Annotated in this window: 23 protein-coding genes and 1 other RNA gene; 15 read left to right on the top strand and 9 right to left on the bottom strand. The window is 58.1% G+C overall.

Annotated features, from left to right (window positions below; translation table 11 throughout):
- Positions 1 to 94: 94 nt before the first annotated feature.
- Complete coding sequence (locus ADS46_RS03205) at positions 95 to 1060, bottom strand: calcium/sodium antiporter (protein ID WP_066316185.1); 966 nt, start codon at positions 1058 to 1060, stop codon at positions 95 to 97.
- A gap of 188 nt (positions 1061 to 1248) precedes the next feature.
- Here ADS46_RS03205 and ADS46_RS03200 point away from each other — a divergent pair, with 188 nt between their 5' ends.
- Both ADS46_RS03200 and ADS46_RS03195 read left to right on the top strand, forming a co-directional pair.
- Positions 1249 to 1965 carry a metal-binding protein ZinT gene (locus ADS46_RS03200; RefSeq protein ID WP_066316182.1) on the top strand — a complete coding sequence of 239 codons (717 nt, stop codon included), beginning with the start codon at positions 1249 to 1251 and terminating at the stop codon, positions 1963 to 1965.
- A gap of 119 nt (positions 1966 to 2084) precedes the next feature.
- A complete protein-coding gene (locus ADS46_RS03195; protein ID WP_234346755.1) occupies positions 2085 to 2513 on the top strand; it encodes a lysozyme inhibitor LprI family protein in 429 nt (142 codons plus the stop codon).
- A gap of 78 nt (positions 2514 to 2591) precedes the next feature.
- On the opposite strand, the gene ssrA is transcribed toward ADS46_RS03195, so the two are convergent.
- Positions 2592 to 2969: a transfer-messenger RNA gene (gene ssrA / locus ADS46_RS03190) on the bottom strand.
- 44 nt (positions 2970 to 3013) lie between these two features.
- On the bottom strand, positions 3014 to 3505 hold the full coding sequence (gene smpB, locus ADS46_RS03185; RefSeq protein WP_066316179.1) for an SsrA-binding protein SmpB: 492 nt from the start codon (positions 3503 to 3505) through the stop codon (positions 3014 to 3016).
- A gap of 125 nt (positions 3506 to 3630) precedes the next feature.
- Between smpB and ADS46_RS03180 the strand changes: the two genes are divergently transcribed.
- The gene (locus ADS46_RS03180) at positions 3631 to 4065 is read left to right on the top strand and encodes a type II toxin-antitoxin system RatA family toxin (protein WP_066316177.1); all 435 of its coding nucleotides are present in this window, start codon (positions 3631 to 3633) and stop codon (positions 4063 to 4065) included.
- The gene (locus ADS46_RS03175) at positions 4055 to 4381 is read left to right on the top strand and encodes an RnfH family protein (protein ID WP_066316175.1); all 327 of its coding nucleotides are present in this window, start codon (positions 4055 to 4057) and stop codon (positions 4379 to 4381) included. The genes ADS46_RS03180 and ADS46_RS03175 overlap by 11 nt, the downstream gene beginning before the upstream one ends.
- A gap of 8 nt (positions 4382 to 4389) precedes the next feature.
- On the opposite strand, the gene ADS46_RS03170 is transcribed toward ADS46_RS03175, so the two are convergent.
- Positions 4390 to 4833 (bottom strand): outer membrane protein assembly factor BamE, encoded by a 444-nt coding sequence (locus tag ADS46_RS03170; protein WP_066316172.1) that lies wholly within the window; start codon positions 4831 to 4833, stop codon positions 4390 to 4392.
- A 72-nt stretch (positions 4834 to 4905) separates the two neighbouring features.
- Here ADS46_RS03170 and fur point away from each other — a divergent pair, with 72 nt between their 5' ends.
- Positions 4906 to 5358 carry a ferric iron uptake transcriptional regulator gene (fur, locus tag ADS46_RS03165; RefSeq protein WP_066316169.1) on the top strand — a complete coding sequence of 151 codons (453 nt, stop codon included), beginning with the start codon at positions 4906 to 4908 and terminating at the stop codon, positions 5356 to 5358.
- A 136-nt stretch (positions 5359 to 5494) separates the two neighbouring features.
- Here fur and recN read toward each other — a convergent pair whose 3' ends face one another.
- A complete protein-coding gene (recN, locus tag ADS46_RS03160) occupies positions 5495 to 7168 on the bottom strand; it encodes a DNA repair protein RecN (protein ID WP_066316164.1) in 1674 nt (557 codons plus the stop codon).
- Between the two features lie 197 nt (positions 7169 to 7365).
- Between recN and grpE the strand changes: the two genes are divergently transcribed.
- From grpE to ADS46_RS03140, 4 genes are all read left to right on the top strand, one after another.
- A complete protein-coding gene (grpE, locus tag ADS46_RS03155) occupies positions 7366 to 8004 on the top strand; it encodes a nucleotide exchange factor GrpE (RefSeq protein ID WP_066316162.1) in 639 nt (212 codons plus the stop codon).
- A gap of 123 nt (positions 8005 to 8127) precedes the next feature.
- Entirely contained in the window at positions 8128 to 10062 is a 1935-nt protein-coding gene (gene dnaK / locus ADS46_RS03150; protein ID WP_066316158.1) for a molecular chaperone DnaK, read from the top strand.
- A gap of 190 nt (positions 10063 to 10252) precedes the next feature.
- Positions 10253 to 11404: a molecular chaperone DnaJ gene (dnaJ, locus tag ADS46_RS03145; RefSeq protein ID WP_066316155.1), complete on the top strand. Its 1152-nt coding sequence runs from the start codon at positions 10253 to 10255 to the stop codon at positions 11402 to 11404.
- Positions 11405 to 11490: 86 nt separating this feature from the next.
- Positions 11491 to 12390, top strand: coding sequence for a DMT family transporter (locus tag ADS46_RS03140; protein ID WP_066316153.1), 900 nt, complete (start codon positions 11491 to 11493; stop codon positions 12388 to 12390).
- Here ADS46_RS03140 and ADS46_RS03135 read toward each other — a convergent pair.
- The 3 genes from ADS46_RS03135 to ADS46_RS03125 are packed head-to-tail and all read right to left on the bottom strand — an operon-like array spanning position 12368 to position 15304.
- Positions 12368 to 13117, bottom strand: coding sequence for an ABC transporter ATP-binding protein (locus tag ADS46_RS03135; protein WP_066316150.1), 750 nt, complete (start codon positions 13115 to 13117; stop codon positions 12368 to 12370). The two genes, ADS46_RS03140 and ADS46_RS03135, sit on opposite strands and share 23 nt — an antisense overlap.
- Positions 13111 to 14190 carry a FecCD family ABC transporter permease gene (locus ADS46_RS03130; protein WP_066316148.1) on the bottom strand — a complete coding sequence of 360 codons (1080 nt, stop codon included), beginning with the start codon at positions 14188 to 14190 and terminating at the stop codon, positions 13111 to 13113. The genes ADS46_RS03135 and ADS46_RS03130 overlap by 7 nt, the downstream gene beginning before the upstream one ends.
- Entirely contained in the window at positions 14180 to 15304 is a 1125-nt protein-coding gene (locus tag ADS46_RS03125; RefSeq protein WP_066316289.1) for an ABC transporter substrate-binding protein, read from the bottom strand. The genes ADS46_RS03130 and ADS46_RS03125 overlap by 11 nt, the downstream gene beginning before the upstream one ends.
- Before the next feature lie 265 nt (positions 15305 to 15569).
- Between ADS46_RS03125 and ADS46_RS03120 the strand changes: the two genes are divergently transcribed.
- The 5 genes from ADS46_RS03120 to greA all read left to right on the top strand — a co-directional run bounded on the left by ADS46_RS03120 (position 15570) and on the right by greA (position 22071).
- The gene (locus tag ADS46_RS03120; RefSeq protein ID WP_066316146.1) at positions 15570 to 15851 is read left to right on the top strand and encodes a DUF2218 domain-containing protein; all 282 of its coding nucleotides are present in this window, start codon (positions 15570 to 15572) and stop codon (positions 15849 to 15851) included.
- A gap of 98 nt (positions 15852 to 15949) precedes the next feature.
- Positions 15950 to 16756: a 4-hydroxy-tetrahydrodipicolinate reductase gene (gene dapB / locus ADS46_RS03115; protein WP_066316145.1), complete on the top strand. Its 807-nt coding sequence runs from the start codon at positions 15950 to 15952 to the stop codon at positions 16754 to 16756.
- 393 nt (positions 16757 to 17149) lie between these two features.
- Positions 17150 to 18295: a glutamine-hydrolyzing carbamoyl-phosphate synthase small subunit gene (gene carA, locus ADS46_RS03110; RefSeq protein WP_199825183.1), complete on the top strand. Its 1146-nt coding sequence runs from the start codon at positions 17150 to 17152 to the stop codon at positions 18293 to 18295.
- A gap of 72 nt (positions 18296 to 18367) precedes the next feature.
- Positions 18368 to 21598 carry a carbamoyl-phosphate synthase large subunit gene (gene carB / locus ADS46_RS03105; RefSeq protein ID WP_066316142.1) on the top strand — a complete coding sequence of 1077 codons (3231 nt, stop codon included), beginning with the start codon at positions 18368 to 18370 and terminating at the stop codon, positions 21596 to 21598.
- A complete protein-coding gene (greA, locus tag ADS46_RS03100) occupies positions 21595 to 22071 on the top strand; it encodes a transcription elongation factor GreA (RefSeq protein ID WP_066316139.1) in 477 nt (158 codons plus the stop codon). Before carB ends, greA begins: the two co-directional genes overlap by 4 nt.
- A 114-nt stretch (positions 22072 to 22185) precedes the next feature.
- On the opposite strand, the gene yhbY is transcribed toward greA, so the two are convergent.
- Entirely contained in the window at positions 22186 to 22512 is a 327-nt protein-coding gene (gene yhbY, locus ADS46_RS03095; protein WP_066316136.1) for a ribosome assembly RNA-binding protein YhbY, read from the bottom strand.
- A gap of 115 nt (positions 22513 to 22627) precedes the next feature.
- Here yhbY and rlmE point away from each other — a divergent pair, with 115 nt between their 5' ends.
- Positions 22628 to 23278: a 23S rRNA (uridine(2552)-2'-O)-methyltransferase RlmE gene (gene rlmE / locus ADS46_RS03090; RefSeq protein WP_066316135.1), complete on the top strand. Its 651-nt coding sequence runs from the start codon at positions 22628 to 22630 to the stop codon at positions 23276 to 23278.
- Positions 23279 to 23427: the final 149 nt, after the last annotated feature.

The raw sequence follows: 23427 nt of genomic DNA, 5'->3' as shown, positions 1-23427 counted from the left end.
TAAAAGCGAATGAAATTAGCGCTTCTTATCCACCAACGATTATTTTTTAGCAAATTAATCGTTTAGGTAATAGTAAAGTGGTGAATATTGCGGTTCATATCCCGCTGATCAAGGTGAAGCTCAACATGAGATAAATGATGTAGCCTATTAACAATAAAGCCCCCTCCAGGCGCGATAGCCGCATACCGGTATATAGAAACAGCACCAGTAGGCCCGCCGCACCCAGCATCACCCACTGGTCGAACAGGTTCACACGCGCAGCAATGGGCAGCGGCTGTAAAAACGCCGAAATACCCAAAATGCCGAGAATATTGAAGATGTTGCTACCCAGAATGTTGCCCACGGCAACATCCGCATGACGCCGTAAAGCGGCGATTACCGACACGGCCATTTCCGGCAGAGAGGTGCCTACGGCGACAATGGTCAGGCCAATGACTGCTTCTGAAATGCCCATCGCCTGGGCCAGACCGATCGCGCCATAAAGTAATAGCTGAGACCCGCCGATCAGTAGGCCAAGACCCAGCGCCAGCGCAATGATGATCCCTATAGACGTTCTAGGCAGCGCGTTCAGCTCATCCGCTTCTGAGGCATGCATCTGGGCGGCGGGGATCGTCTGCTGGCGCTCGCTGAGATAAGCCCAAACGAGATAGCTGACCAGCCCGGCCAGGAAGATACCCGCGTCAATGCGCCCCAAGGCGCCCCCGAACGCCAGGCCGATAAACAGCAAGCTGGCTGCCACCATGACGACACCGTCCCGGCTGAGCGCCTTGGGTTGCACGGTCATGGGGCAGATGATGGCACACAGCCCCAGGATTAATAAGATATTGCCGATATTACTGCCGACGATGTTGCCTACGGCAATATCCGGCTGTTGGTTCATGGCCGCGTGTATCGATACCACCAGCTCGGGAGCAGAGGTGCCAAACCCCACAACCACTAACCCGGTCAATAACGGAGAGACGCCCGCCCGCCGTGCGCCTGCTACGGCGCCCCGTATCAGCGCCTCGCCTCCCAGGGTTAAAAAGCCTATCCCTATCAATAAGCTTAAAGCATACAGCATGTACCATTTCCTTCTGATATTGGCCCGAAATCGTCGGACGTTGGCATAACATAGCGGAGAGTATCGGTCTCTGCCTAATGATTTTTATATCGGTGGCAACGAGATCCAGTTAGTTGACATTTATTATGTTATAACATAATTTAAAGCCGCTATTTTGAGCCTGTTTCTGACCAAGGGAATACATCGACATGTTGAAGACGTATCGTCAAAAAGTGATTTTATTGGCCCTGAGCACCGTGCTGATGGCGGGGGTGCAAAATGGGTATGCCAAGGACCATGACCATTCGCACGATCATGACCATTCGCACGATCATGACCATGCTCACGACCACGACCACGACCACGACCACGACCACGACCACAGCCATGACAGCGATATCTATGCAGGCTACTTTGATGACGAGCAAGTAAAGGATCGGGCTCTTTCAGACTGGGAAGGTGAATGGCAGTCCGTCTACCCCTACCTGGAAGATGGGACGCTGGACGAGGTGTTTGCGCATAAAGCATCGGAAGGCGATAAAACGGCTGAAGAGTACAAGGCGTATTACGATACAGGGTATCAAACGGACGTGGATCGTATCGTGATTGAAGGGCAAAACGTGACCTTTCATGAAGATGGCGCGCAGCGTACGGGGGAGTATCAGTACGATGGCTATGAGATATTGACCTACGAGGCTGGCAACCGCGGTGTACGCTTTATCTTTGAGCTGGAAGAGCCATCTGACGACCTTCCTCACTATATCCAGTTCAGTGATCACAGTATCTATCCCACCGATGCGTCCCACTTCCATCTCTACTGGGGCGATGACCGTGAAGCGCTGCTGGAAGAGGTCACTAACTGGCCGACGTACTACCCTTCAGCGCTGGATGGTGATGAGATCGTCGATGAAATGCTGGCGCACTGATGTCGGTGGTCAAGACGGTCCTCTGCCTTCTGACAGGTTCGGCAATGTGAAAAAGCGCTGGCAGAAATGCCAGCGCTTTGCTTGTATGGGGCGAAACGAAAGCTGCGAAGAGTCGACCCATGATGCCCTATTGGTCTTTATCAAGCGCAATACCTTCATTTGCACGTTTGCTGGGGATCGGGCTTTTGGTCTCGAGCAGTTGGGTAACCGCAGACACGGGATGCGCTAACCCGACAACCCAGTTAGCGCTAACGGAATGTTCGGCGCAGGCGTATCAATCGGCCGATGATGAGCTTAACGAAGCGTATCAGTCACTTGTCAGCAAACTGGAGGCAAGTCCAGCAACGCTCGAAAAACTGCGCGTTGCCCAGCGGGCCTGGATAAGCTTTCGCGATGCCGAATGCACGCTCGAGAGCAGTGGCGTAGAAGGCGGCAGCGCGCAGCCCATGGTCCGTAACGGCTGCCTTGCCACGCTGACCAAGCAGCGCACGGAGCGGCTGCGCGAGCATGCGCAATGCGAAGAGGGCGATCTGAGCTGCCCGCGCTAATGACACACACTATTAATGCGGTGTAAGGGCTACAGAAACAAAAAAAGCACCCATAGGTGCTTGATTTGAAGGGGTGTCTGGTGGAGGCGGCGGGAATTGAACCCGCGTCCGCCAGCACTCGCCCATTGGCTCTACATGCTTAGATTTCGTCTTTTGCTTTAACTCGGCTGACTCCGACGATCAGGATTCAGCCTCGCGAGTCTTCTAAGGTTTAACGGTTGACGAGAAGACACCGCCAACCGCGGTCCTATCAGCTTTAGCTCGTATCCCCTCAACGATGGATAGGCACATCGCCTTGGGGCCGGACAAGAAGCTACCAGCTTACGCTGCTAGCGCGCCCTGAGCATAGTTTTCGTCGTTTGCGACTATTTTTCGTGATGTGGTATTTACGAGATACATCACACTCTCGGCATGCACCGCAGGGGTTGTCACCGGCGTCGAAACCATGTCGCCCCCTTAGTTACCTAAGCATTCTAACGTGCTCACCCAGAATTGACCAGCTATGCCTTGTTATGTTCCCGCATGATTCTCCCTTTTTGACGATTCCAGTCACGGTCCTTCTCGGTGGCCCGCTTATCGTGGATTTTCTTGCCGGTCACCAGGGCCAGTTCGCACTTCACCTTGTTGCGCTTCCAGTAAAGCTTCAGGGGAACGCAGGTATGGCCTTTGTCCTGAGTCACCGAGAAGATCTTGGCAATTTCTTTGCGATGCAGGAGCAATTTTCGCGTCCGCGTAGGGTCGGCGATTTCATGGGTGCTCGCGGTGTTCAGCGGCATGATATGGCTACCCAGCAGCCACGCTTCGCCATTGCGAACTAAAATATAGGTGTCTGTTAACTGCCCTTTGCCTGCGCGAAGGCTTTTGACTTCCCAGCCTGCCAGCGATAGACCCGCTTCGAAGGTTTCATTGATATGATACTCAAAGCGTGCCTTCTTGTTTTGCGCGATAACGCTGCTGGTAGGGCCTTTGCTCTTACCTTTTTTCGTGGCCATGAAACCTCATATTCGATCTGTCTGTGACACCCCCTTCGTTATGTGGGGAGGCATGATACCATTCAAGGTCTTAACTATGATTCCCATGATACGCCTTGGGCACTGTGAAGTCAGCGGAGAGGTCAATGCCAACCGTCAATCGTTCCGCCTTGGTGCGGCACACCCCGAAACAAATGTTCGATCTTGTCAACGACTTCGAACGCTATCCAGAGTTCCTGCCGGGCTGTCGGCGTGCGCGTTTGCTTGAGCACGACGACGATCATTTGATCGGCGAAATGACCCTGGGACGCGCCGGCGTTGAGCAATCGATCACTACCCGCAACGACCTATTTGCTCCCGAACGTATTGAAATGTCCTTGGTTAGCGGCCCTTTCAAGCGATTGAAAGGGCGCTGGCAATTCATTCCGATGGGGGATGGTGCCTGCAAGGTGAGCCTGGACATGGAGTTTGAATTTGCCAACCGGCTGTTGGGCATGGCATTCGGCAGGTTGTTCCAGCAGATTGCCGGGCAGTTAGTGGATGCCTTTACCCGCCGCGCCGACGAGATCCATGGACGATGACACCCTTGCCATCGAGGTGGCGTTTGGTCTCCCGCACAAACAACGCCTGGTCGCACTGAGCGTGCCGCCGGGGACGACGGCACGTGAAGCTGTCGCCCTGGCAGATTTGCCCCACCTTTTCCCCGAGCTGGCCCCGGAAACGTTTGAAAACGCACCACTGGGCATTTTTGGTCAGGCGCTACGCGACCCATCCCAGTATCAGGTGGCGCCCGGCGATCGGGTGGAGGTTTATCGGCCACTGCTCATCGACCCCAAGGCCGCTCGCCGCGAACGTGCAAAACGTCAGGCGAGCGGGAGCGCCGATAAAGGCGAGTAGCCGCACGATCAATTGGTGGTGCTGGGCGTCGTGTTTTGCCTCGGCTCGTTAGGAATCGCCTCAGTGGGGTCGGTTGTGTCCGGCGCCGGGCCGCCAGTGCTGTCGGCCTCCAGAGGGATGTCCTTGGAGAAATCGCCTTCCTGATCGATATTGGCAAGCCGTCCCTGGTCATCAAACGTCAGCGTGACACGCCGCTGCTCAACGCCCGCGTAAGCTTTGTCGAGCCGGAACACGTAATCCCACTCGCTAGCATCAAAGGGGGCTTCAAGCAGTGGGCGGCCCATCACATAGGTCACCTGTTCCTGGGTCATCCCTGGTTGCAGTTGGTCGACCATTTCCTCGGTGACCAGGTTGCCTTGCGGGATGTCGCGTTTATACACGCCAACGTAGCTACAGCCGCTGATCACGGCAATGGAGACGGAAAGCGTAATGATTCGAGTCAATTTTTGCATTTGAGCCTATTCTTCACTATCGTGGTTTCGGTCGATCATACCCGACCTAACCTGTTACTGCGAAGAGCAACCATGGCCGATAAGAACCATGAATTACGTAAAGCCGGGCTGAAAGTGACCCTGCCGCGCGTCAAAATCCTGCAGATTCTCGAAACTGCATCGGGTCAGCACCACCTTAGCGCAGAAGAAGTGTATAAAACACTGATAGATGCGGGCGAAGATGTGGGGCTGGCAACTGTCTACCGTGTGCTGACTCAGTTCGAGTCAGCGGGCCTCGTGATTCGTCATAATTTCGATGGCGGCCACGCGGTATTCGAGATGACGCAAGAAGACCACCATGACCACATGGTGTGTCTGGAAAGCGGTGAAATCGTCGAGTTCGTTGACGAGATCATTGAGCGACGCCAGCAAGAAATCGCTGAAGAGCACGGCTATGAATTAGTTGACCATGCGTTGGTGTTATACGTGCGCCCCCGAGGATCGGACGTAACACGCCAGGACAGCGGGCCAACTAATAAGAAATAGGGGTTAACCCTAGCTCGGGCTTTGATGCACGCCCCAATGCCTCTAGGCTGCCTGGCTTAAATACCAGGCGGCCTAGGGGCGTTTTATTGCGCGCTTGAAATACACGGTTGCCCAGCAGCCCTTCGACCCGCCATCGTCAGTGGGGCTGGCGCTGGCTGGCATTGAGCATTTCACGGGCATGGGCCAGGGTTTGGTCCGAGAGTTTGACGCCGCCCAGCATGCGAGCCAGTTCGCTGACTCTGCCCTGTTCATCCAGCAGGGCCATGTGCGTCAGGGTGGTATCGCGCCGGGCGTGTTTCTCAATGTGCAGGTGCTGGTGAGCCTGGGCGGCCACCTGAGGCAGGTGGGTGACCGTCATTACCTGGCCGTTTTCACCCAGCTTGCGGAGCAGCTGGCCGACAATCTCGGCGGTAGCACCGGAAACCCCGACGTCCACTTCATCAAACACCAGGCTTGGGATGGTGGAGTGGGACGCGGCGACGACCTGAATCGCCAGGCTGATGCGCGAAAGCTCACCGCCAGAGGCTACTTTGGTGAGCGGTCTGGCGGGCTGCCCGGGGTTGGCGCTGATTAAAAAGTGAACCTGATCGAGGCCTTCTGCCGCCGGTGTCTCTCGGGGCGTGACCTCCACTTCAAAGCGCGCCTTGCCCATGGCCAGGAAGCTTAGCTGCTGCTGGACCTCCTTCCCCAAACGGACGGCGGCTTTCTGACGACCCTCGCTGAGGTGCTTGGCGTCACGTCGATAGCGCTCGCGAAGTTCCGCTACCTGGGCGCCCAGGGCTTCGATGTCGTTCTCGCTGTTATCCAGCTCGGCGACTTCCCGGCTCAGTTCCGCATGCAGTGCGCAGACTTCTTCCGGTGCCACATGGTGCTTGCGAGCAATACGGTGCACGTCCGCTAAACGCTCTTCCACCCACGCCAGGCGCTCGGGGTCGAGTTCGGTGGTGCTGGCGAGGCGGTTGAGCTCGCTGGCGGCCTCTTCGACCTGAATGCGCGCGTCGCTGAGCATCGCCAGGGTGTTGGCCAGCGTGCCCTTGTCGCTGCCCGGCAAGGCGCTTAAATGTGTATAAGCCTGGTTGAGCAGCGACAGTGCCCCGCCCTCATCGCTGGCGCAGCAGTCAGCGGCAAACTGCGTTTCGCGGAGTGTTTCATCGGCGTGGGCAAGGGAGTGTTGTTCTTCTTCAAGGGTTTGCAGTTCGCCTTCAGCAAGGCCCAACTGATCGAGCTCCTCCACCTGGTAGCGCAGCAGCTGCCGTTTGGCTTCTACCTCGCTGCCGGCTTCCTTGCGCTGCTTGAGGCGGCGGTTGGCGCTGCGCCAGTCACGGTACGTCTCGGCCAGCTGCTGGGCGGTGTCGCGAAGGCCCGCATAATCGTCGAGAAGTGCGAGATGGGTTTCTTCGCGCATCAGCGCCTGGTGGGCATGCTGGCCGTGAATCTGCACCAGATGTTCCCCAAGCGATTTTAGGTCGCTGATCGTGGCCGGTTGTCCATTGATCCATGCCTTGGAGCGCCCGCTTGCCGTTACCACCCGCCTTAACAGGCATTCGTCGTTGGGCAGTTCGCGGCTGCCGAGCCACTCGCTGGCCGCGGGTAAATGCTGAATATCAAAACGCGCCGATAGATCAGTGCGTTCGCTGCCGTGGCGGACGCTGCCTGCGTCGGCGCGCTCGCCCAGGCAAAGGCCCAGTGCGCCCAGCAGAATCGATTTGCCTGCCCCGGTCTCGCCGGTAATGGCGGTCATGCCATGGGTCAGGTCGAGTTCCAGGTGCTCAACGATCGCGTAATCTCGAATGGCAAGCTGAGTCAGCATGAGGGCCTCCTGAGGCGCAGCGGAACGAGCGTAGTCAATGCGTCTGAATATTGTTGTTTTATACAGTAGTCGAAAACGCGCTTCAATGCCCACTTGAGATGGCTTTTATGGTCCCCATATACGGTGCATAGCCAATTTACGTCGCTACTTATTATTTGGGCGTACCGCACGCCCCTCGAACGTTGCAGGAGCAAGGCATGGCAAAAGAATCGCAAACCCCGATGGATGACGAGCTGGCTCGCCAGGAGCAGGAATCAGAGACGCCGGAACAGGAATCTGAGGATCGCCTGGTTGAAGGTGAGCTGGAAGGCCTTATTAATGACGATGAGGCCGTTGTCGATCGTGTCGACGACGAGGCTGAAGTCGATGTTCTGGCCGCCAAGGTGCAGGACCTGGAGCAGCGTCTGGCAGAAGCCAAGGATCAGTCGCTCAGAGAAGCCGCCGAAGCGCAAAATGTGCGCCGCCGGGCGGAGCAGGAAGCTGAGAAGGCCCGCAAATTCGCCCTGGAAAAGTTTGTGAAAGAGCTTCTGCCGGTCATCGACAGCCTGGAAAAAGCGCTTGAGTCGATGCAGGAAGATGCCTCCGAGGTGCATCGCGAAGGGGTCTCGATGACCCTGAAGATGCAGCTCGATGTGCTGAGCAAGTTTGGCGTTGAAAGCATCGATCCCCAGGGTGAGCCGTTTGACCCTCAGGTTCACGAAGCCATGGCGATGGTGCCGAACCCTGAGCAGGAGCCGAATACGGTCATGGAGGTCATGCAGAAAGGCTACTTGCTGAACGGACGTCTGGTTCGCCCGGCCATGGTCGTGGTCAGTCAGAAAGCGAATGAGTCATAACGCAGTAAAGGCCTAAAAAGGGCCTTGAAAAGTCTCAGGTGGCCCCCAGATAAAGGGGCAACCCCGCGGGAAATCCCGCTACCAGTTTGATGTATTGAAACAACCGAATACGAGGTTCTTATTATGGGACGCATTATTGGTATTGATTTGGGCACCACAAACTCTTGTGTATCGGTGCTCGATGGCGACAGTGCAAAAGTCATTGAAAACGCAGAAGGTGGCCGTACCACACCGTCCATCATCGCGTACACCGAAGACGGTGAGACGCTCGTTGGTCAGGCCGCCAAGCGCCAGGCGGTCACCAACCCCGAAAATACGCTTTATGCCATCAAGCGTCTGATCGGCCGTCGTTTTAAAGACGACGTTGTCCAGAAAGACATCAAGATGGTGCCGTACAAGATCATTGAAGCCGATAACGGTGATGCCTGGGTAGAAGTGAAAGGCCAGAAAATGGCACCGCCGCAGGTGAGCGCGGAAGTGCTCAAGAAAATGAAGAAGACGGCAGAAGACTACCTCGGTGAAACCGTCACCGAAGCGGTTATCACCGTACCGGCCTACTTCAACGACAGCCAGCGCCAGGCCACCAAGGACGCAGGCCGCATCGCCGGTCTGGAAGTCAAGCGTATCATCAACGAGCCGACTGCCGCGGCGCTTGCCTATGGCATGGACAAGTCACGCGGTGACAAGACCATCGCGGTATACGACCTGGGTGGCGGTACTTTTGATATTTCGATCATCGAAGTGGCTGATGTCGACGGTGAAACCCAGTTTGAAGTGTTGGCCACCAACGGCGACACCTTCCTGGGCGGCGAAGACTTTGACCTGGCGCTGATCAACTATCTGGTGGACCAGTTCAAGTCCGACAGCGGCATCGACCTGTCCGGCGACAATCTGGCCATGCAGCGTCTGAAAGAAGCGGCCGAGAAAGCCAAGATCGAGCTTTCCAGCGCTCAGCAGACCGATGTCAATCTGCCCTACATTACGGCCGATAACACCGGTCCGAAGCACCTGAACGTGAAAGTGACCCGCGCCAAGCTCGAGTCACTGGTAGACGACCTGGTGCAGCGTTCCATGGAGCCGTGCAAGGTGGCCCTGAAAGATGCTGGCCTGTCGGCGTCTGAAATCGACGACGTGATCCTGGTCGGTGGTCAGACCCGCATGCCGCTGGTTCAGCAGAAAGCCGCTGAGTTCTTCGGCAAGGACGCACGCAAAGACGTCAACCCGGACGAAGCCGTGGCCGTCGGTGCAGCGATCCAGGGCGGCGTTCTGGGCGGTGACGTGAAAGATGTGCTGCTCCTCGACGTGACGCCGCTGACCCTGGGTATCGAAACTCTGGGTGGCGTGATGACACCGCTGATCGAGAAGAACACCACCATCCCGACCAAGAAGACGCAGACCTTCTCCACGGCGGATGACAACCAGACGGCGGTCACCATCCACGCCGTCCAGGGTGAGCGCAAGCAAGTGTCGCAGAACAAGTCGCTGGGTCGCTTCGACCTTGCCGATATTCCACCGGCGCCGCGCGGTGTGCCGCAGATCGAGGTGGCCTTCGACCTGGATGCCAACGGCATCCTGAACGTCTCCGCGAAAGACAAGGCGACCGGCAAGGAGCAGTCGATCGTCATCAAGGCGTCCAGCGGCTTGAGCGAAGAAGAGATCGAGCAGATGGTACGCGATGCCGAAGCCCACGCTGACGAAGACAAGAAATTCGAAGCGCTGGTGCAGTTGCGTAACCAGGCGGACGGCATGATCCATGCCACCCGCAAAACGTTGGAAGAAGCCGGTGACAAGGCAACCGATGATGAGAAACAGTCCATCGAGACTGCGATCAGCGAACTGGAAGAAGCCACCAAGGGCGACGATCAGGAGTTGATCCAGCAGAAACTTGACGCGCTCACGGAAGCCTCCGGTCAACTGGCGCAGAAGATGTACGCCGAACAGGCAGAGGGCGCTGAGCAGCCGGGTCAGGAAGGTGCTGACCAGGCCAACGCCAAGCCCGATGAAGACGTGGTCGACGCCGAGTATGAAGAAGTCAACGACGATCAGAAAAAGCAGTAAGTGCTCTTTCTGACGAGGTAGGCGGCGACGCGGGGGGCAACTCCCGCGTTGCTGTTTCCACGTCCAAGACGCACAAGGCTTGATGTGTCGTTAAATACTGTGTCTTAAATACTCTGTCGTTAACACTATGTCGTTAACACATAGTTAAATGTGCAGTTGAATGCGTAGCTAACCAAGAGGCGTAGGACCCATGTCCCAACGCGATTATTATGAAATCCTGGGTGTCGACAAAGGGGCTGATCAGAAAGAGATCAAGAAAGCCTACCGTCGCCTTGCGCAAAAATATCACCCTGACCGCAACCCGGAAGACGATACCGCGGCGGAAAAATTCCGCGAAGTGTCGGAAGCCTACGAAGTCCTGACCGACAGCGAAAAACGTGCGGCCTACGACCAGTTTGGTCATGCCGGCGTAGACGGCCAGGGCGGAGGCTTTGGTGGCGGTGGTTTCGGCGGCGGTGGCGCTGGCGATTTCAGCGACATCTTCGGCGATGTGTTTGGCGATATTTTCGGCGGTGGCGGCGGTCGTCGTCGTGGTCCCAATGCTCCGGCGCGCGGTTCTGACCTGCGCTACAACCTGGAACTGGATCTGGAAAATGCCGTTGCCGGTACCACGGTTGATATCCGTGTGCCACGGCATATCGAATGCGACCGCTGTGACGGCGGTGGCGCCGAGCCGGGGTCAAGCAAGGACACCTGCCCCACCTGCCATGGTCACGGCCAGGTGCGTATGCAGCAGGGCTTTTTTGCAGTTCAGCAAACCTGCCCGACCTGCCATGGCTCAGGCCAGCACATCAAGGTGCCGTGTCACAAGTGTAACGGCGAAGGGCGCGTGCGCGAGACCCGGACACTGTCGGTGAAAATCCCACCGGGTGTGGATACCGGCGACCGTATCCGCCTGAACGCGGAAGGCGAAAGTGGTATCAATGGCGGCCCACCCGGCGACCTGTACGTCCAGGTGGCCATCAAGCCGCACCATATCTTCCAGCGTGACGGCAAGCACCTGCAATGTGACGTGCCGATCAACTTCGTCGATGCGGCATTGGGCGGTGAGCTGGAAGTGCCGACGCTCGATGGCCGAGTGAAGCTGAAGATTCCGCCGGAAACCCAAACCGGCAAGATGTTCCGGCTCAAGGGCAAGGGCGTCAAACCGGTTCGCGGTGGTGTCCCTGGTGATCTGCTGTGCAAAGTCGTGGTGGAAACGCCCGTCAAGCTCAGCGAGGAGCAGAAGCGTCTGCTGCGCCAGTTCCAAGAAAGCCTGGAAGGCAGCAACAGCCATCACTCACCCAAGAAAACCGGCTTCTTCGACAGCGTGAAGAAGTTTTTTGAAGAGATGAAGCCGTAATGCCGGACTAATGGCATTAGTCGGCGGTTAAGCTCAAAACCCTCGGTTCGCCGGGGGTTTTTGCTGTATGGGGAGTGCTGCGCATCATGAATAACCTCCAGGATAGGCCCGTAACAGGGATTTTGCTCAGGGTTCTGTCAGGTCTGCTGTTTACCGGCATGCTGGTCAGCATCAAGGCGGTCAGCGACGCCGTGCCGGTCGGCCAGTCGGTGTTTTTCCGCTCGCTGTTCGCGCTGTTGCCGATCATGGTGTTTCTCGTCCTGCGCCATGAATTTCCCCGCGGCCTGGCAACGCGTCGCCCACTGGGCCATGCCCTGCGATCGGGGTTGGGGGCGGCGGCGATGTTTGCGTCCTTTGCGGCGGTTGCGTTGTTGCCGGTTGCCGAGGCCACGCTGCTTGCCCAATTGACGCCGGTATTCATGGCGGTGGGCGGGATATTGCTGCTGGGTGAACGGTTTTCGCTCTATCGGGCGGGGGCTATTGTGCTGGCCCTTGGCGGGATGGCGGTGTTGGTGTTGCCGGGGCTGAGTGCGGACGGGGCGGATGGGCAGGTGGCTGGCTATGCGCTAGGCGCGCTCAGTGCCCTGTTAACGGCAGGGGCGCTGTTGACCGTTCGGCGGATTTCACGCACGGAAACGGCGGCTTCCATCGCGTTCTACTTTATTCTGGTGTCGTCGCTGGCGGGACTTGCAACCCTGCCTCTTGGCTGGGCGGCGCTTAGCCCGACGGAGTTTGGGTTGCTGGTGCTCTCGGGCCTGTTTGGCGGGGCGGCGCATATCGCGATGACGCTGGCGTTACGCTACGCGGAAGCGTCCCGCCTGGCGCCCTTTGAGTATATTGCCCTGGTTTGGCCCGTGTTGGCGGATTGGGTGCTGTTCGGGATACCTGTCTCGAGTGCTTTTCTGCTGGCACTCCCGCTGATGCTGAGCGGGGTGGCGCTGGCCGCCATGGAAGGGCGGCGGCTTAAATGGCCTCTTCGACGATAAGCTGCGGGCTGCCTTTCGAGCAGGGCTCGATCCGCGCATTGACGTGGTAAACGGATTGCAGCAGCGAAGGCGTGATGACGTCCTCCGTGGGGCCGCAGGCAATCAGGCGGCCGTGTTCGAGGACCATGGCGGCATCGCTGAAGCGCAGCGCATGGCCCAGGTCGTGCAACGCCACCAGAATGAGCATCTGGCGCTCGTCGGCCAGCCGCCGTAGCACGCCAAGCAGGCTGATCTGGCGGTTTAGGTCGAGCGCCGAGGTGGGCTCATCGAGCATCAGGATCTCGGGCTCCTGCACCAGCGCCTGGGCGGCGCTGACCAGTTGGCGCTGTCCACCGCTCAGGTCGCCGATATCACGCTCGCCAAGGGCGGCAATGTTCAATTCCTCAAGGGCGCGGTCAACCTGGGCCAGATCCTCGCTTTGCACTTTCAGGCTGCGCCCCTGCATGCGCGCTAACAGCACTGACTCATACACCGTCAGTACCGCCCTTGCTCCCGTGTCCTGAGGCATGTAGGCCACTGGGCGCTCGGCGCTGGTGCCGCTGATAGTGACCTCGCCGTCACCTTTCAATAGCCCCAGGATGCGCCGAAAAAGGGTCGACTTACCGGCGGCGTTAGGCCCCAGCAGGGCGACTATCTGTCCACCCTGAAAGGGCGGTGTCGTGATGTCCTGGATAATGGGGTTACGCCCGTAACGGGCGGAAACATGAGTCAGCTGTAGGGTTACCATGACGCCTTCTTGTGGTTAAGCACGAGAAATAGAAAGAAGGGAATGCCCACGAGTGAGGTGATGATACCAATGGGGATGATGGTGCCGGGGATGATGATTTTGGAAATCACGGACCCCACGGAAAGAATCAGCGCGCCACACAGCGCCGAGCCGGGCAGGAAGAAGCGCTGGTCCTCGCCTAAAAGAATGCGTGCAATGTGCGGCCCGACCAGGCCAATAAAGCCGATGGTGCCCACAAACGCCACCGCAATCGCGGCCAGTAGCGATACCAGCACCAATACTTCCAGTCGCAGCGCACGGGGATTCACGCCCATGCTTTCGGCCTTGGCGTCGCCCAGTCGCATGGCGGTGAGCGCCCAGCCGTGACGCGCCAGCAGCGGCATCACCATGGCCAGCACGCTCAGTGCGATCCAGAATTTCGGCCAGGTCGCTTTGGTCAGGCTGCCCATGGTCCAGAACACCACCGCCGCCACGGCCTGCTGGCTGGCGAAGAACTGGATCAGCGCCATCAGCGAGTTGAAGATGAACACCATTGCGATGCCCAGCAGTACGATGGTCTCCACCGTCACGCCGCGCTTGAGGCTGAGCGCATGGATGAGAAAGGCGGTGACCATGGCCATCAGGAACGCATTGATGGGCACCACGTACTCGATGGCGGCGGGGATGATGGCGACACCAAAGGCTAGCCCCAGGGCGGCACCAAAGCTTGCCCCCGCCGAAATGCCCAGTGTGAAGGGGCTGGCCAGCGGGTTGCTCAGGATGGTTTGCATCTGCGCCCCGGCGATGGAAAGGCTCGCGCCTACCACCAGCGCCATCAGGGCCACCGGCATGCGGATTTCCCAGAGAATCACCCGGGCCTGCTGGCTGACGCTGTCAGGGGTAAACAGCGCGGCCATGACCTCGCCCAGGCTATAGCGCGCAGGGCCGAGGGCAAGGTCGACGCATAGGCTGAAGAAGAGCGCGACGACCAGCGCCGCCAGAATCATCTGGCGACGAAATACCTGGCTGCGATAAAAGGCGCGCCCCTGTGAATTCGGCACGTCAGGTGTTGTCGCGATGCTTTCAGTCGTCATTCAGGGATAACCAGTAGCCGGGTTCGTAGTCGATGGGCAAAAAGCGATCGTGCAGTTCCGCCATGGTGGCTTCCGGGTCCAGGTCGGCAAACAGGTCAGGGTGCAGCCACTTCGCCAATTGCTGGATGGCGACAAAATAATAGGGGCTGTTGTAGAACTGGTGCCAGATAGCGTGGAAGTTATCCGATTCGACCGCCTGAATGCCGGTCATGGCGGTGCGCTCGGTGAGAGCCTCGAGCTTGGCCCGCGCTTTATCCATGTCAGCGCCAGGCCCGACGCCGACCCAATCACCGCCCGGCACGTAGGCATCCCAACTGCCGCCGGTCACCACCACATGGTCTGGGTCAGCAGCGATAATCTGCTCGGGGTTCAATGTACCGAAGGTGTTGGGGATGATATCCGCAGCAATGTTGGTGCCGCCCGCCAGGGTCACATATTCGCCAAAGTTGGCAGGGCCAAAGCTCATACAGCACTCGTCCGAGTAGCCGCCTGCCCGGTCGATGAAGACGCTGGGACGCTCGGGGTCGGCCTGCTCGATGACATCCGTAACCCTTGCCAGCTGTTCCTCGGCGAAGGTGATGAATTCCTCGGCGGCGGCTTCATCGCCCATCAGCTTGCCGATGATGCGCATTGAGGGAATGGTGTTTGCGATGGGGTCTTCACGGAAATCGACGTAGACGATAGGAATGTCGAGCTCGGCCAGTTTATCGTCATAGCCAGCATCCTCGGTGGCGGCTTTGGCTTCAATGTTCATCATTACCACGTCGGGGGTAAGCGATGCTGCCTGCTCGACATCGAAGGTGCCGTCTTTGAAGCCGCCAAAGGTCGGGATGGCTTCCATCTCAGGGAAGCGTTCAAGATAGCGGGCATAGTTATCGGGGTCGGCTTGGGAAAAATCCTCCCGCCAACCCACCACATGCGCAAAGGGGTCCTCCGGTTCCAGTAGGCCCACCAGGTAGATCTGCCTGCCTTCACCCAGGATAACCCGCTCAACGGGTGCGTCTAACGTGACGTCGCGACCGGCAACGTCGGTCACGGTAATCTCATCAGCGGAGGCGGCAAAGCTCAATGCAGACAGTGCACCAAACAGCCATTTTGAAAAGTGGGTAGCCATGCGCATTCTTGTTCCCAGTCGTTAGATGGAGTTAATGGGGTGGGGTAGCACTACTTGCCGACGCAGTGGGGCCCGAATTGTGAGACGCTCTGCGTTTAATTCCTATTTGCAATAGAGATAATTATCGTGGAAACGGCGGCGGCTGTCGAGAGTGGGCATCCCGGTAACGTCTCGTCACGCCCGGGGGCAAACGCTGCTTGGCACTTATTGCTGCGCGCATTAGGCTAGTAGGTACTCACTTGCCACTTCTTTTGGAGAAAGCAGCATGCCGCTATCCCGTGCTGAAATCACGACGTCCTCTGGCGAGCGCTTGATGAATCGCTTGTGCAAGCACTGGGCGCACGAGTTTGAGGTCGAGCATCTGGAGCAAGAAGCCAAAATCACCTTTGCTTCCGGCACTTGCCTGATGCGAGCCGATGACGAAACCTTGACGGTGGCAATCGAAACACTGGAGGAAGGCCACCTGGATGAACTGGAAGGTATCGTGGAGCGGCACCTTGTGCGTATGGCCGGTGATGAAAACCTGGTCATCATTTGGGAAAACTGAGCGAGGCCCGGCGTCGAATAGGGCGGTGGGTCTGTTATAATCGCCTGCCCATATTCCTTCTATATTGATGCATTAGACCACTTAGCGCAGGAGTTTCCATGACTCGAGTTGCCATTGTTGGCGTCGCTGGCCGGATGGGCCGCACACTGGTAAACGCTGTTGAACAAGAGGCTGACGCCACGCTGGCCGGTGGTATCGTCGAGCCAGGCAGCTCCCTGGCGGGTGCCGATATTGGCGAGCTGGCAGGGCTTGGCAAGCGGGGCGTTACGGCGGTGGATTCGCTGGAGGCCATCGTGGACGATTTCGATGTACTGATCGATTTCACTGCACCGCAGGTGACCCTGGCCAACCTGGCGTTCTGCGCCAAGCATGGCAAGCGCATCGTGATTGGTACCACGGGTATGAATGATGATCAGCTGGCTCAGCTGGATAGCTACCGTGATGACGTTGCGATGGTGTTTGCGCCCAATATGAGCGTGGGCGTCAACCTCACCCTGAAGCTATTGGAGACCGCCGCCAAGGCGCTGGGCGATGAGGGCTACGATATTGAAGTTATCGAGTCCCACCATCGCCATAAAGTGGATTCACCGTCGGGCACCGCCATCAAGATGGGCGAAGTGGTTGCGCAAAGCCTGGACCGCACGCTAAAAGAGCACGGCGTGTTTGAGCGGGTGGGGCAGTGCGGTCCGCGCACCGATAAAGAGATTGGTTTCGCCACCGTTCGCGCAGGCGATATCGTCGGCGAGCATACGGTGATGTTTGCCACTGAAGGCGAGCGTATCGAAATTACCCATAAGGCCTCCAGCCGCATGACCTTTGCCAAAGGTGCGGTGCGCGCGGCGCGTTGGGTCGCGGGTAAAGAGAACGGCCGCTACGATATGCAGGATGTGCTGGCGTTGAACTAGATAAGCCGCGCGCCTGCGATAGGGTCGTCCGGTCACTGAGGGGGTAGTCTTGGGCCAGAAATTCCTGTAACATTCCAAAAATTTTGGCCGAGTGGCTGCCTTCAGGCGGCAAAATGTCTGCAGCGAAAGCACCGCGCTTGTTGCACTGGCCCCAGATTAGAGAGATAGCTAATCGCTGCACCATGACGGTTAGCCATGGATGAGAACAACAAGCGGGATGAAACCGATTTTTATCGGCGTCATCCCGCTTTTTTACGGCCGTTGTTTTAATGGCGACAGCTTCAATGACGATAGTTTTTAAACAATGAGCGTCGTGGATAATGAAGAAATTGCTGAGCCTGCGCCCACAGGCTCCCACCAGTCTGGGAGGATCTTGTTTTGAATAGCCCCGCATTGAGCAAACCCGCAATACTGGCTCTGGAAGATGGCAGTGTCTTCCACGGGACCGCCATTGGCGCGGATGGCGTCACAAGCGGTGAGGTGGTGTTCAATACAGCCATGACCGGCTACCAGGAAATCCTCACCGACCCATCCTATACCCGCCAAATCGTTACGCTCACCTACCCGCATATCGGCAATACCGGCACCAACAGTGAAGACGTGGAATCCGCTTCGATTGCCGCTGCAGGTCTGGTGATTCGCGACCTCCCGCTGCTGGCCAGCAGTTTCCGCTCCGAGCAAACGCTTTCAGACTACCTGAAAAGCCAGAACGTCCTGGGCATTGCCGATATCGACACCCGTCGGCTGACGCGCATCTTGCGCGATAAAGGCGCTCAGAACGGGGCGATTCTGGCGGGCGCTGATGCCGAGGGCGATGATGCGATAGCGCGAGCGCTGGAAGCCGCCCGCGCGTTTCCGGGCCTGAAGGGTATGGACCTTGCCAAGGAAGTGTCTTGCAAAGCGATCTATGAGTGGTCGGAAGGCGAGTGGGCGCTGGGTGAAGGTTATGCGGATGCGACGCAAGGTGATCGCCCCTACCATGTAGTGGCGTACGACTACGGTGTGAAATTCAACATCCTGCGCATGCTGGCGTCACGCGGCTGCCGTCTGACGGTGGTACCCGCGCAAACGCCCGCCGCCGAGGTCATGGCGCTGAACCCGGATGGCATCTTCCTGGCCAACGGCCCGGGCGACCCGGAGCCCTGCGACTACGCCATCAAAGCCATTCAGGACGTGCTGGAAACCGACACGCCGGTGTTCGGTATCTGCCTGGGCCACCAGCTGCTGGCGCTGGCCTCGGGGGCGAAAACCGTCAAGATGGGCCACGGCCATCACGGTGCCAACCACCCGGTGCAGGACCTGGATAGCGGCGCGGTGATGATCACCAGCCAGAACCACGGCTTTGCGGCAGACGAAGCGAGCTTGCCGGATAACCTGCGTGCCACGCACCGTTCGCTGTTCGATGGCACCTTGCAGGGGGTCGAGCGTACTGACCGTCCGGCCTTCAGCTTCCAGGGGCACCCGGAAGCCAGCCCCGGTCCGCGCGATGTGGCGCCGCTATTCGATCGCTTTATCGCCATGATGCAGGCGCGGCGCTAACGCAACCCTTAGCTGCCGCCATCCATCGTCGTCTTTTGTCGCTCATCGCCACCATTTTTTGCGGGAACCGTTATGCCTAAGCGTACCGATATCAACAGCATTCTTATCATTGGCGCTGGCCCGATCGTGATCGGCCAGGCCTGCGAATTCGATTACTCCGGCGCCCAGGCGTGCAAGGCGCTACGTGAGGAAGGCTTTCGGGTGATTCTGGTCAACTCGAACCCGGCGACCATCATGACCGACCCGGTCATGGCCGATGCCACCTACATCGAGCCAATCACCTGGCAGGCGGTCGAGAAAATCATCGAAGCCGAAAAGCCCGACGCCATCCTGCCCACCATGGGCGGCCAGACGGCGCTGAACTGTGCCCTCGACCTGGAAAAATATGGTGTGCTGGCCAAGCACGGCGTCGAAATGATCGGTGCCAATGCCGATGCGATCAACATGGCCGAAGACCGTGACCTGTTCGATCAGGCCATGAAGCGGATTGGCTTGGAATGCCCGAAAGCCAAAGTCGCCCATACCATGGAAGAAGCCTGGGATATCCAGGCCGAGCTTGGCTTTCCGACGATTATTCGTCCGTCCTACACCATGGGCGGCTCCGGCGGCGGCGTGGCGTACAACAAGGAAGAGTTCGAGGAGATCTGTATCCGTGGTTTCGAGCTCTCCAACAACCACGAGCTGCTCATCGACGAGTCGCTGCTGGGCTGGAAAGAGTACGAGATGGAGGTCGTGCGGGACAAGAACGACAACTGCATCATTGTCTGCGCGATCGAGAACTTCGACCCCATGGGCGTGCATACCGGCGACTCCATCACCGTGGCCCCGGCGCAAACGCTGACCGATAAAGAGTATCAGATCATGCGTGACGCCAGCCTCGCGGTGCTGCGCGAGATTGGTGTAGAGACCGGTGGCTCCAACGTCCAGTTCGGCATGGACCCGAAAACCGGCCGCCTGGTGGTGATCGAGATGAACCCGCGGGTGTCGCGTTCGTCGGCGCTGGCCTCCAAGGCAACCGGTTTCCCGATTGCCAAGATCGCCGCCAAGCTGGCGGTGGGCTACACCCTGGATGAACTGCAGAACGATATTACCGGCGGGCGTACACCGGCGTCGTTCGAGCCGTCCATCGACTACGTGGTCACCAAGATTCCGCGTTTCACCTTCGAGAAATTCCCCCAGGCCAACGACCGCCTGACCACCCAGATGAAGTCGGTGGGCGAAGTGATGGCAATCGGCCGTACCTTCCAGGAGTCGCTGCAGAAAGCCCTGCGCAGCATGGAAACCGGCAACGACGGCCTTGATCCGGTGATTACCGATTTCACGCCGGACAACATGGCAATTATCCAGGGCGAGCTCCAGGCCGCCGGTGCCGAGCGCATTTTCTACGTGGCCGATGCCATGCGCGCGGGTATGAGTGTCGATGACGTCTTTGCCCTTACCAATATCGATCGCTGGTTCCTGGTCCAGTTGGAAGACCTGGTATTGACCGAAGCCGCGGTGGCTAAACGCTCCTTGAATGAGTTCTCTGCCCGTGAGCTTTTCCAGCTTAAGCGCAAAGGCTTCTCCGACGCCCGCCTTGCCCGGCTGCTCGGCGTCGCGGAAAAAGAGTTTCGTAAAACGCGCCAGGCGGCGGGTATCCGCCCGGTCTACAAGCGCGTGGATACCTGTGCCGCGGAGTTTGCCTCGGATACCGCTTACATGTACTCCACCTACGAAGAGGAGTGTGAGGCGGACGTGTCCGATCGCCAGAAGATCATGGTGCTGGGCGGCGGCCCCAACCGGATTGGCCAGGGCATCGAGTTCGACTACTGCTGTGTGCACGCGGCGTTTGCCATGCACGACGATGGCTATGAAACCATCATGGTCAACTGCAACCCGGAAACCGTTTCGACCGACTACGACACCTCTGACCGGCTCTATTTCGAGCCAGTGACCCTGGAAGACGTGCTCGAAATCGCCGACAAAGAAAAGCCGGTGGGCGTGATCGTCCAGTTTGGCGGCCAGACGCCACTGAAGCTCGCCCGCGAGCTTGAAGCGGCGGGCGTGCCGATTATCGGTACTACGCCGGACGCCATTGACCGCGCCGAAGACCGCGAGCGCTTCCAGCAGATGATCGGCAAGCTCGGTCTGAAGCAGCCGCCCAATGCCACGGCGCGCAGTTTCGACGATGCCTTTGCCAAGGCCGAAGCCATCGGCTACCCCTTGGTGGTGCGGCCCAGCTACGTGCTCGGCGGGCGGGCCATGGAAATCGTCTACGACGCCTCCGAGCTTGAAAATTACATGACCAACGCGGTCAAGGTGTCCAACGATTCGCCGGTACTGCTGGACCACTTCCTCAGCGCCGCGGTGGAGATCGATATCGACGCGGTCTCCGACGGCCAGCAGGTGGTCATCGGTGGCATCATGCAGCACGTCGAGCAGGCGGGCGTGCACTCCGGTGACTCGGCCTGCTCGCTGCCGCCTTACTCCTTGCCTGCCGACGTTCAGGACGAGATGCGCGACCAGGTCAAGAAGATGGCCGTGGAGCTGGGGGTCAAGGGGCTGATGAACGTGCAGCTTGCCTGGCAGGACGGCGAGATCTACGTGATCGAGGTCAACCCGCGTGCGTCGCGTACCGTGCCCTTTGTCTCCAAGTGCATCGGTACGTCGCTTGCCCAGGTCGCGGCCCGCTGTATGGCCGGTAAAACCCTTGCCGAGCAGGGGTTTGAACGCGAAATCGTGCCGCACTTCTACAGCGTCAAGGAAGCGGTATTCCCGTTCAACAAGTTTCCGGGCGTTGATCCGATCCTGTCGCCGGAAATGAAATCCACCGGCGAGGTCATGGGGTCAGGCGATACCTTTGCTGAAGCCTTCTTCAAAGCCCAGTTGGGCGCGGGAGAAGCGATTCCAGCGCTCACCGGCGAACGCAAGGCGTTTCTGTCCGTACGCGAGCCGGACAAGCAGGGGATTATCGAAGTGGCCCGTTCTCTGCTAACATTGGGTTTTACTCTTTGTGCAACGCGTGGCACGGCAGCTGCCCTGGAAGCGGCTGGTCTGTCAGTGGAGCACGTCAATAAAGTCTACGAAGGTCGTCCCCATATCGTCGATCTGTTGAAGAACGACGAAATCGCCTACATCGTGAACACTACCGAAGGTCGCCAAGCCATTAATGACTCTTCGGTCATTCGCCGTACTGCTCTCGCGCGCAAGGTGCCCTATGCGACCACCTTGGCGGGCGCTAATGCCGTTTGCATGGCGCTAGAGTACGGTAGGGAGATTACGGTGCGGCGCCTTCAGGATCTGCATGCAGGAGCAAGTCAATGAATAAGGTCCCGATGACGGTAGCGGGCGAGAAAAGTCTTCGTGATGAACTCAATCACCTCAAGAGCGAGGCGCGCCCCCAGGTGATTGCGGCTATTGCTGAAGCGCGTGAGCACGGCGACCTTAAGGAAAACGCCGAGTATCATGCCGCGCGTGAACAGCAGGGGTTTATCGAAGGGCGTATCCAGGAAATCGAGAGCAAGCTGTCAGGCGCCCAGGTGATCGATGTTACCAAGCTGCCCAAGACCGGGAAGGTGATTTTTGGCGTGACGGTATCACTGCTCAATCTGGACACCGACGCTCAGGTGACGTACCGGATTGTGGGTGAAGATGAAGCCAATATTAAGTCAGGGCTCATCTCGGTGACATCACCGATTGCCCGTGCGCTTATCGGTAAAGAGGAAGGCGATGCGGTCGTGGTGACGACCCCGGGTGGCGACGTCGAGTACGAGATCGAGAGCGTTGAGCACCTCTGACTTAAGCTGGAAGCATGAAGAAAAACACCCCCGCAACCATGGCTGCGGGGGTGTTTTGTATGACGTCGAGTGAGATACTGGCGGTAGCTTCTAGCTTCTAGCTCGTACGAGGTGTTAGTGACGGCCGTGGTGATTTTCGAAGCGTTTGATGTTCGAAAGCTTCGGGTTCACTTGCGGATTGCGGCGATAAAGCAGCGCCATCTTGCCTATGGTCTGAACCGGTTCTGATTGGCTGTGGTTGATCAGTTCCTCGAGCATGGCGGCGCGATCATCGCGTTCCGGCAATGCCAGCTTTACCTTGATCAGTTCGTGGTCGTTGAGCGCACGGTCGAGTTCAGCCAGTAAATTGTCCGAGACGCCGTTCTCTGAAACGGTGACGACCGGATTCAAATGGTGACCAATGCTGCGAAATGCTTTCTTTTGTGCCTGTGACAAGCTCATGGTATCTTGCGGTATCCCGGTTTGCGCTTAACGTTCCATCTTACGGTGAAACGCCACCAAGTGAAAGACATGGTGTAAAAGCGTGCCATCGCCTCTTCCAGTGTTAGATTCTGTCATGCAGCAAACGCCCCCGGGCCGTAAGCGGCCAACGAGCAAAACCAGCGCAAGCTGGATGAAAGAGCATTTTGATGATCCTTACGTCAAGCAAAGCTGGCAGGATGGCTATCGCTCCCGGGCGAGCTATAAACTGCTTGAGATCGACGAAAAAGACAAGCTGCTGCGGCCTGGCATGACCGTCATCGACCTTGGCGCTGCGCCAGGGGGATGGAGTCAAATTGCCGCCGAGAAAGTAGGCCCGCAGGGCAGGGTCATCGCCTCCGATATTCTCGACATGGATGGGCTGGCCGATGTGTCCTTTGTTCAGGGGGACTTTACCGAGGAGTCAGTGCTCAACGCGATTCTTGAGCAGCTGGAAAATCGTCCGGTAGACCTTGTGATGTCGGACATGGCCCCCAATATGAGTGGCATGGCGGCGATTGATCAGCCGCAAGCCATGTATCTGGTGGAGCTGGCCCTTGAGCTGGCGCGTGAAACGCTTTCTCCGGGGGGGCAGTTGCTGGTAAAGGTCTTCCAGGGCGAAGGCTTCGACAGTTATTTGAAAGAGCTTCGCGGAAGCTTCAAGCGGGTGGTGACGCGCAAACCCGGCGCTTCTCGGGCGCGGTCCCGTGAAGTCTATCTGCTGGCGGATGGCTTCCGGGGGGCATGATCAGCGCCAGGTCTATCGACAGGATTTATCACCGCGATAGCCAGACAGACAGTTGCAAAGTGTGTCACATTACGTTTCAAAGGCGAGCGTGGCACAGATGGCCCAAGGTATTAGACACCTTGGCAATGGTTGAACCCTCGAGGCTAGTG

This window comes from Halomonas sp. G11 (assembly GCF_001663515.1).
Classification (GTDB): domain Bacteria; phylum Pseudomonadota; class Gammaproteobacteria; order Pseudomonadales; family Halomonadaceae; genus Vreelandella.
This window is presented reverse-complemented; position numbering and strand designations above follow the sequence as displayed.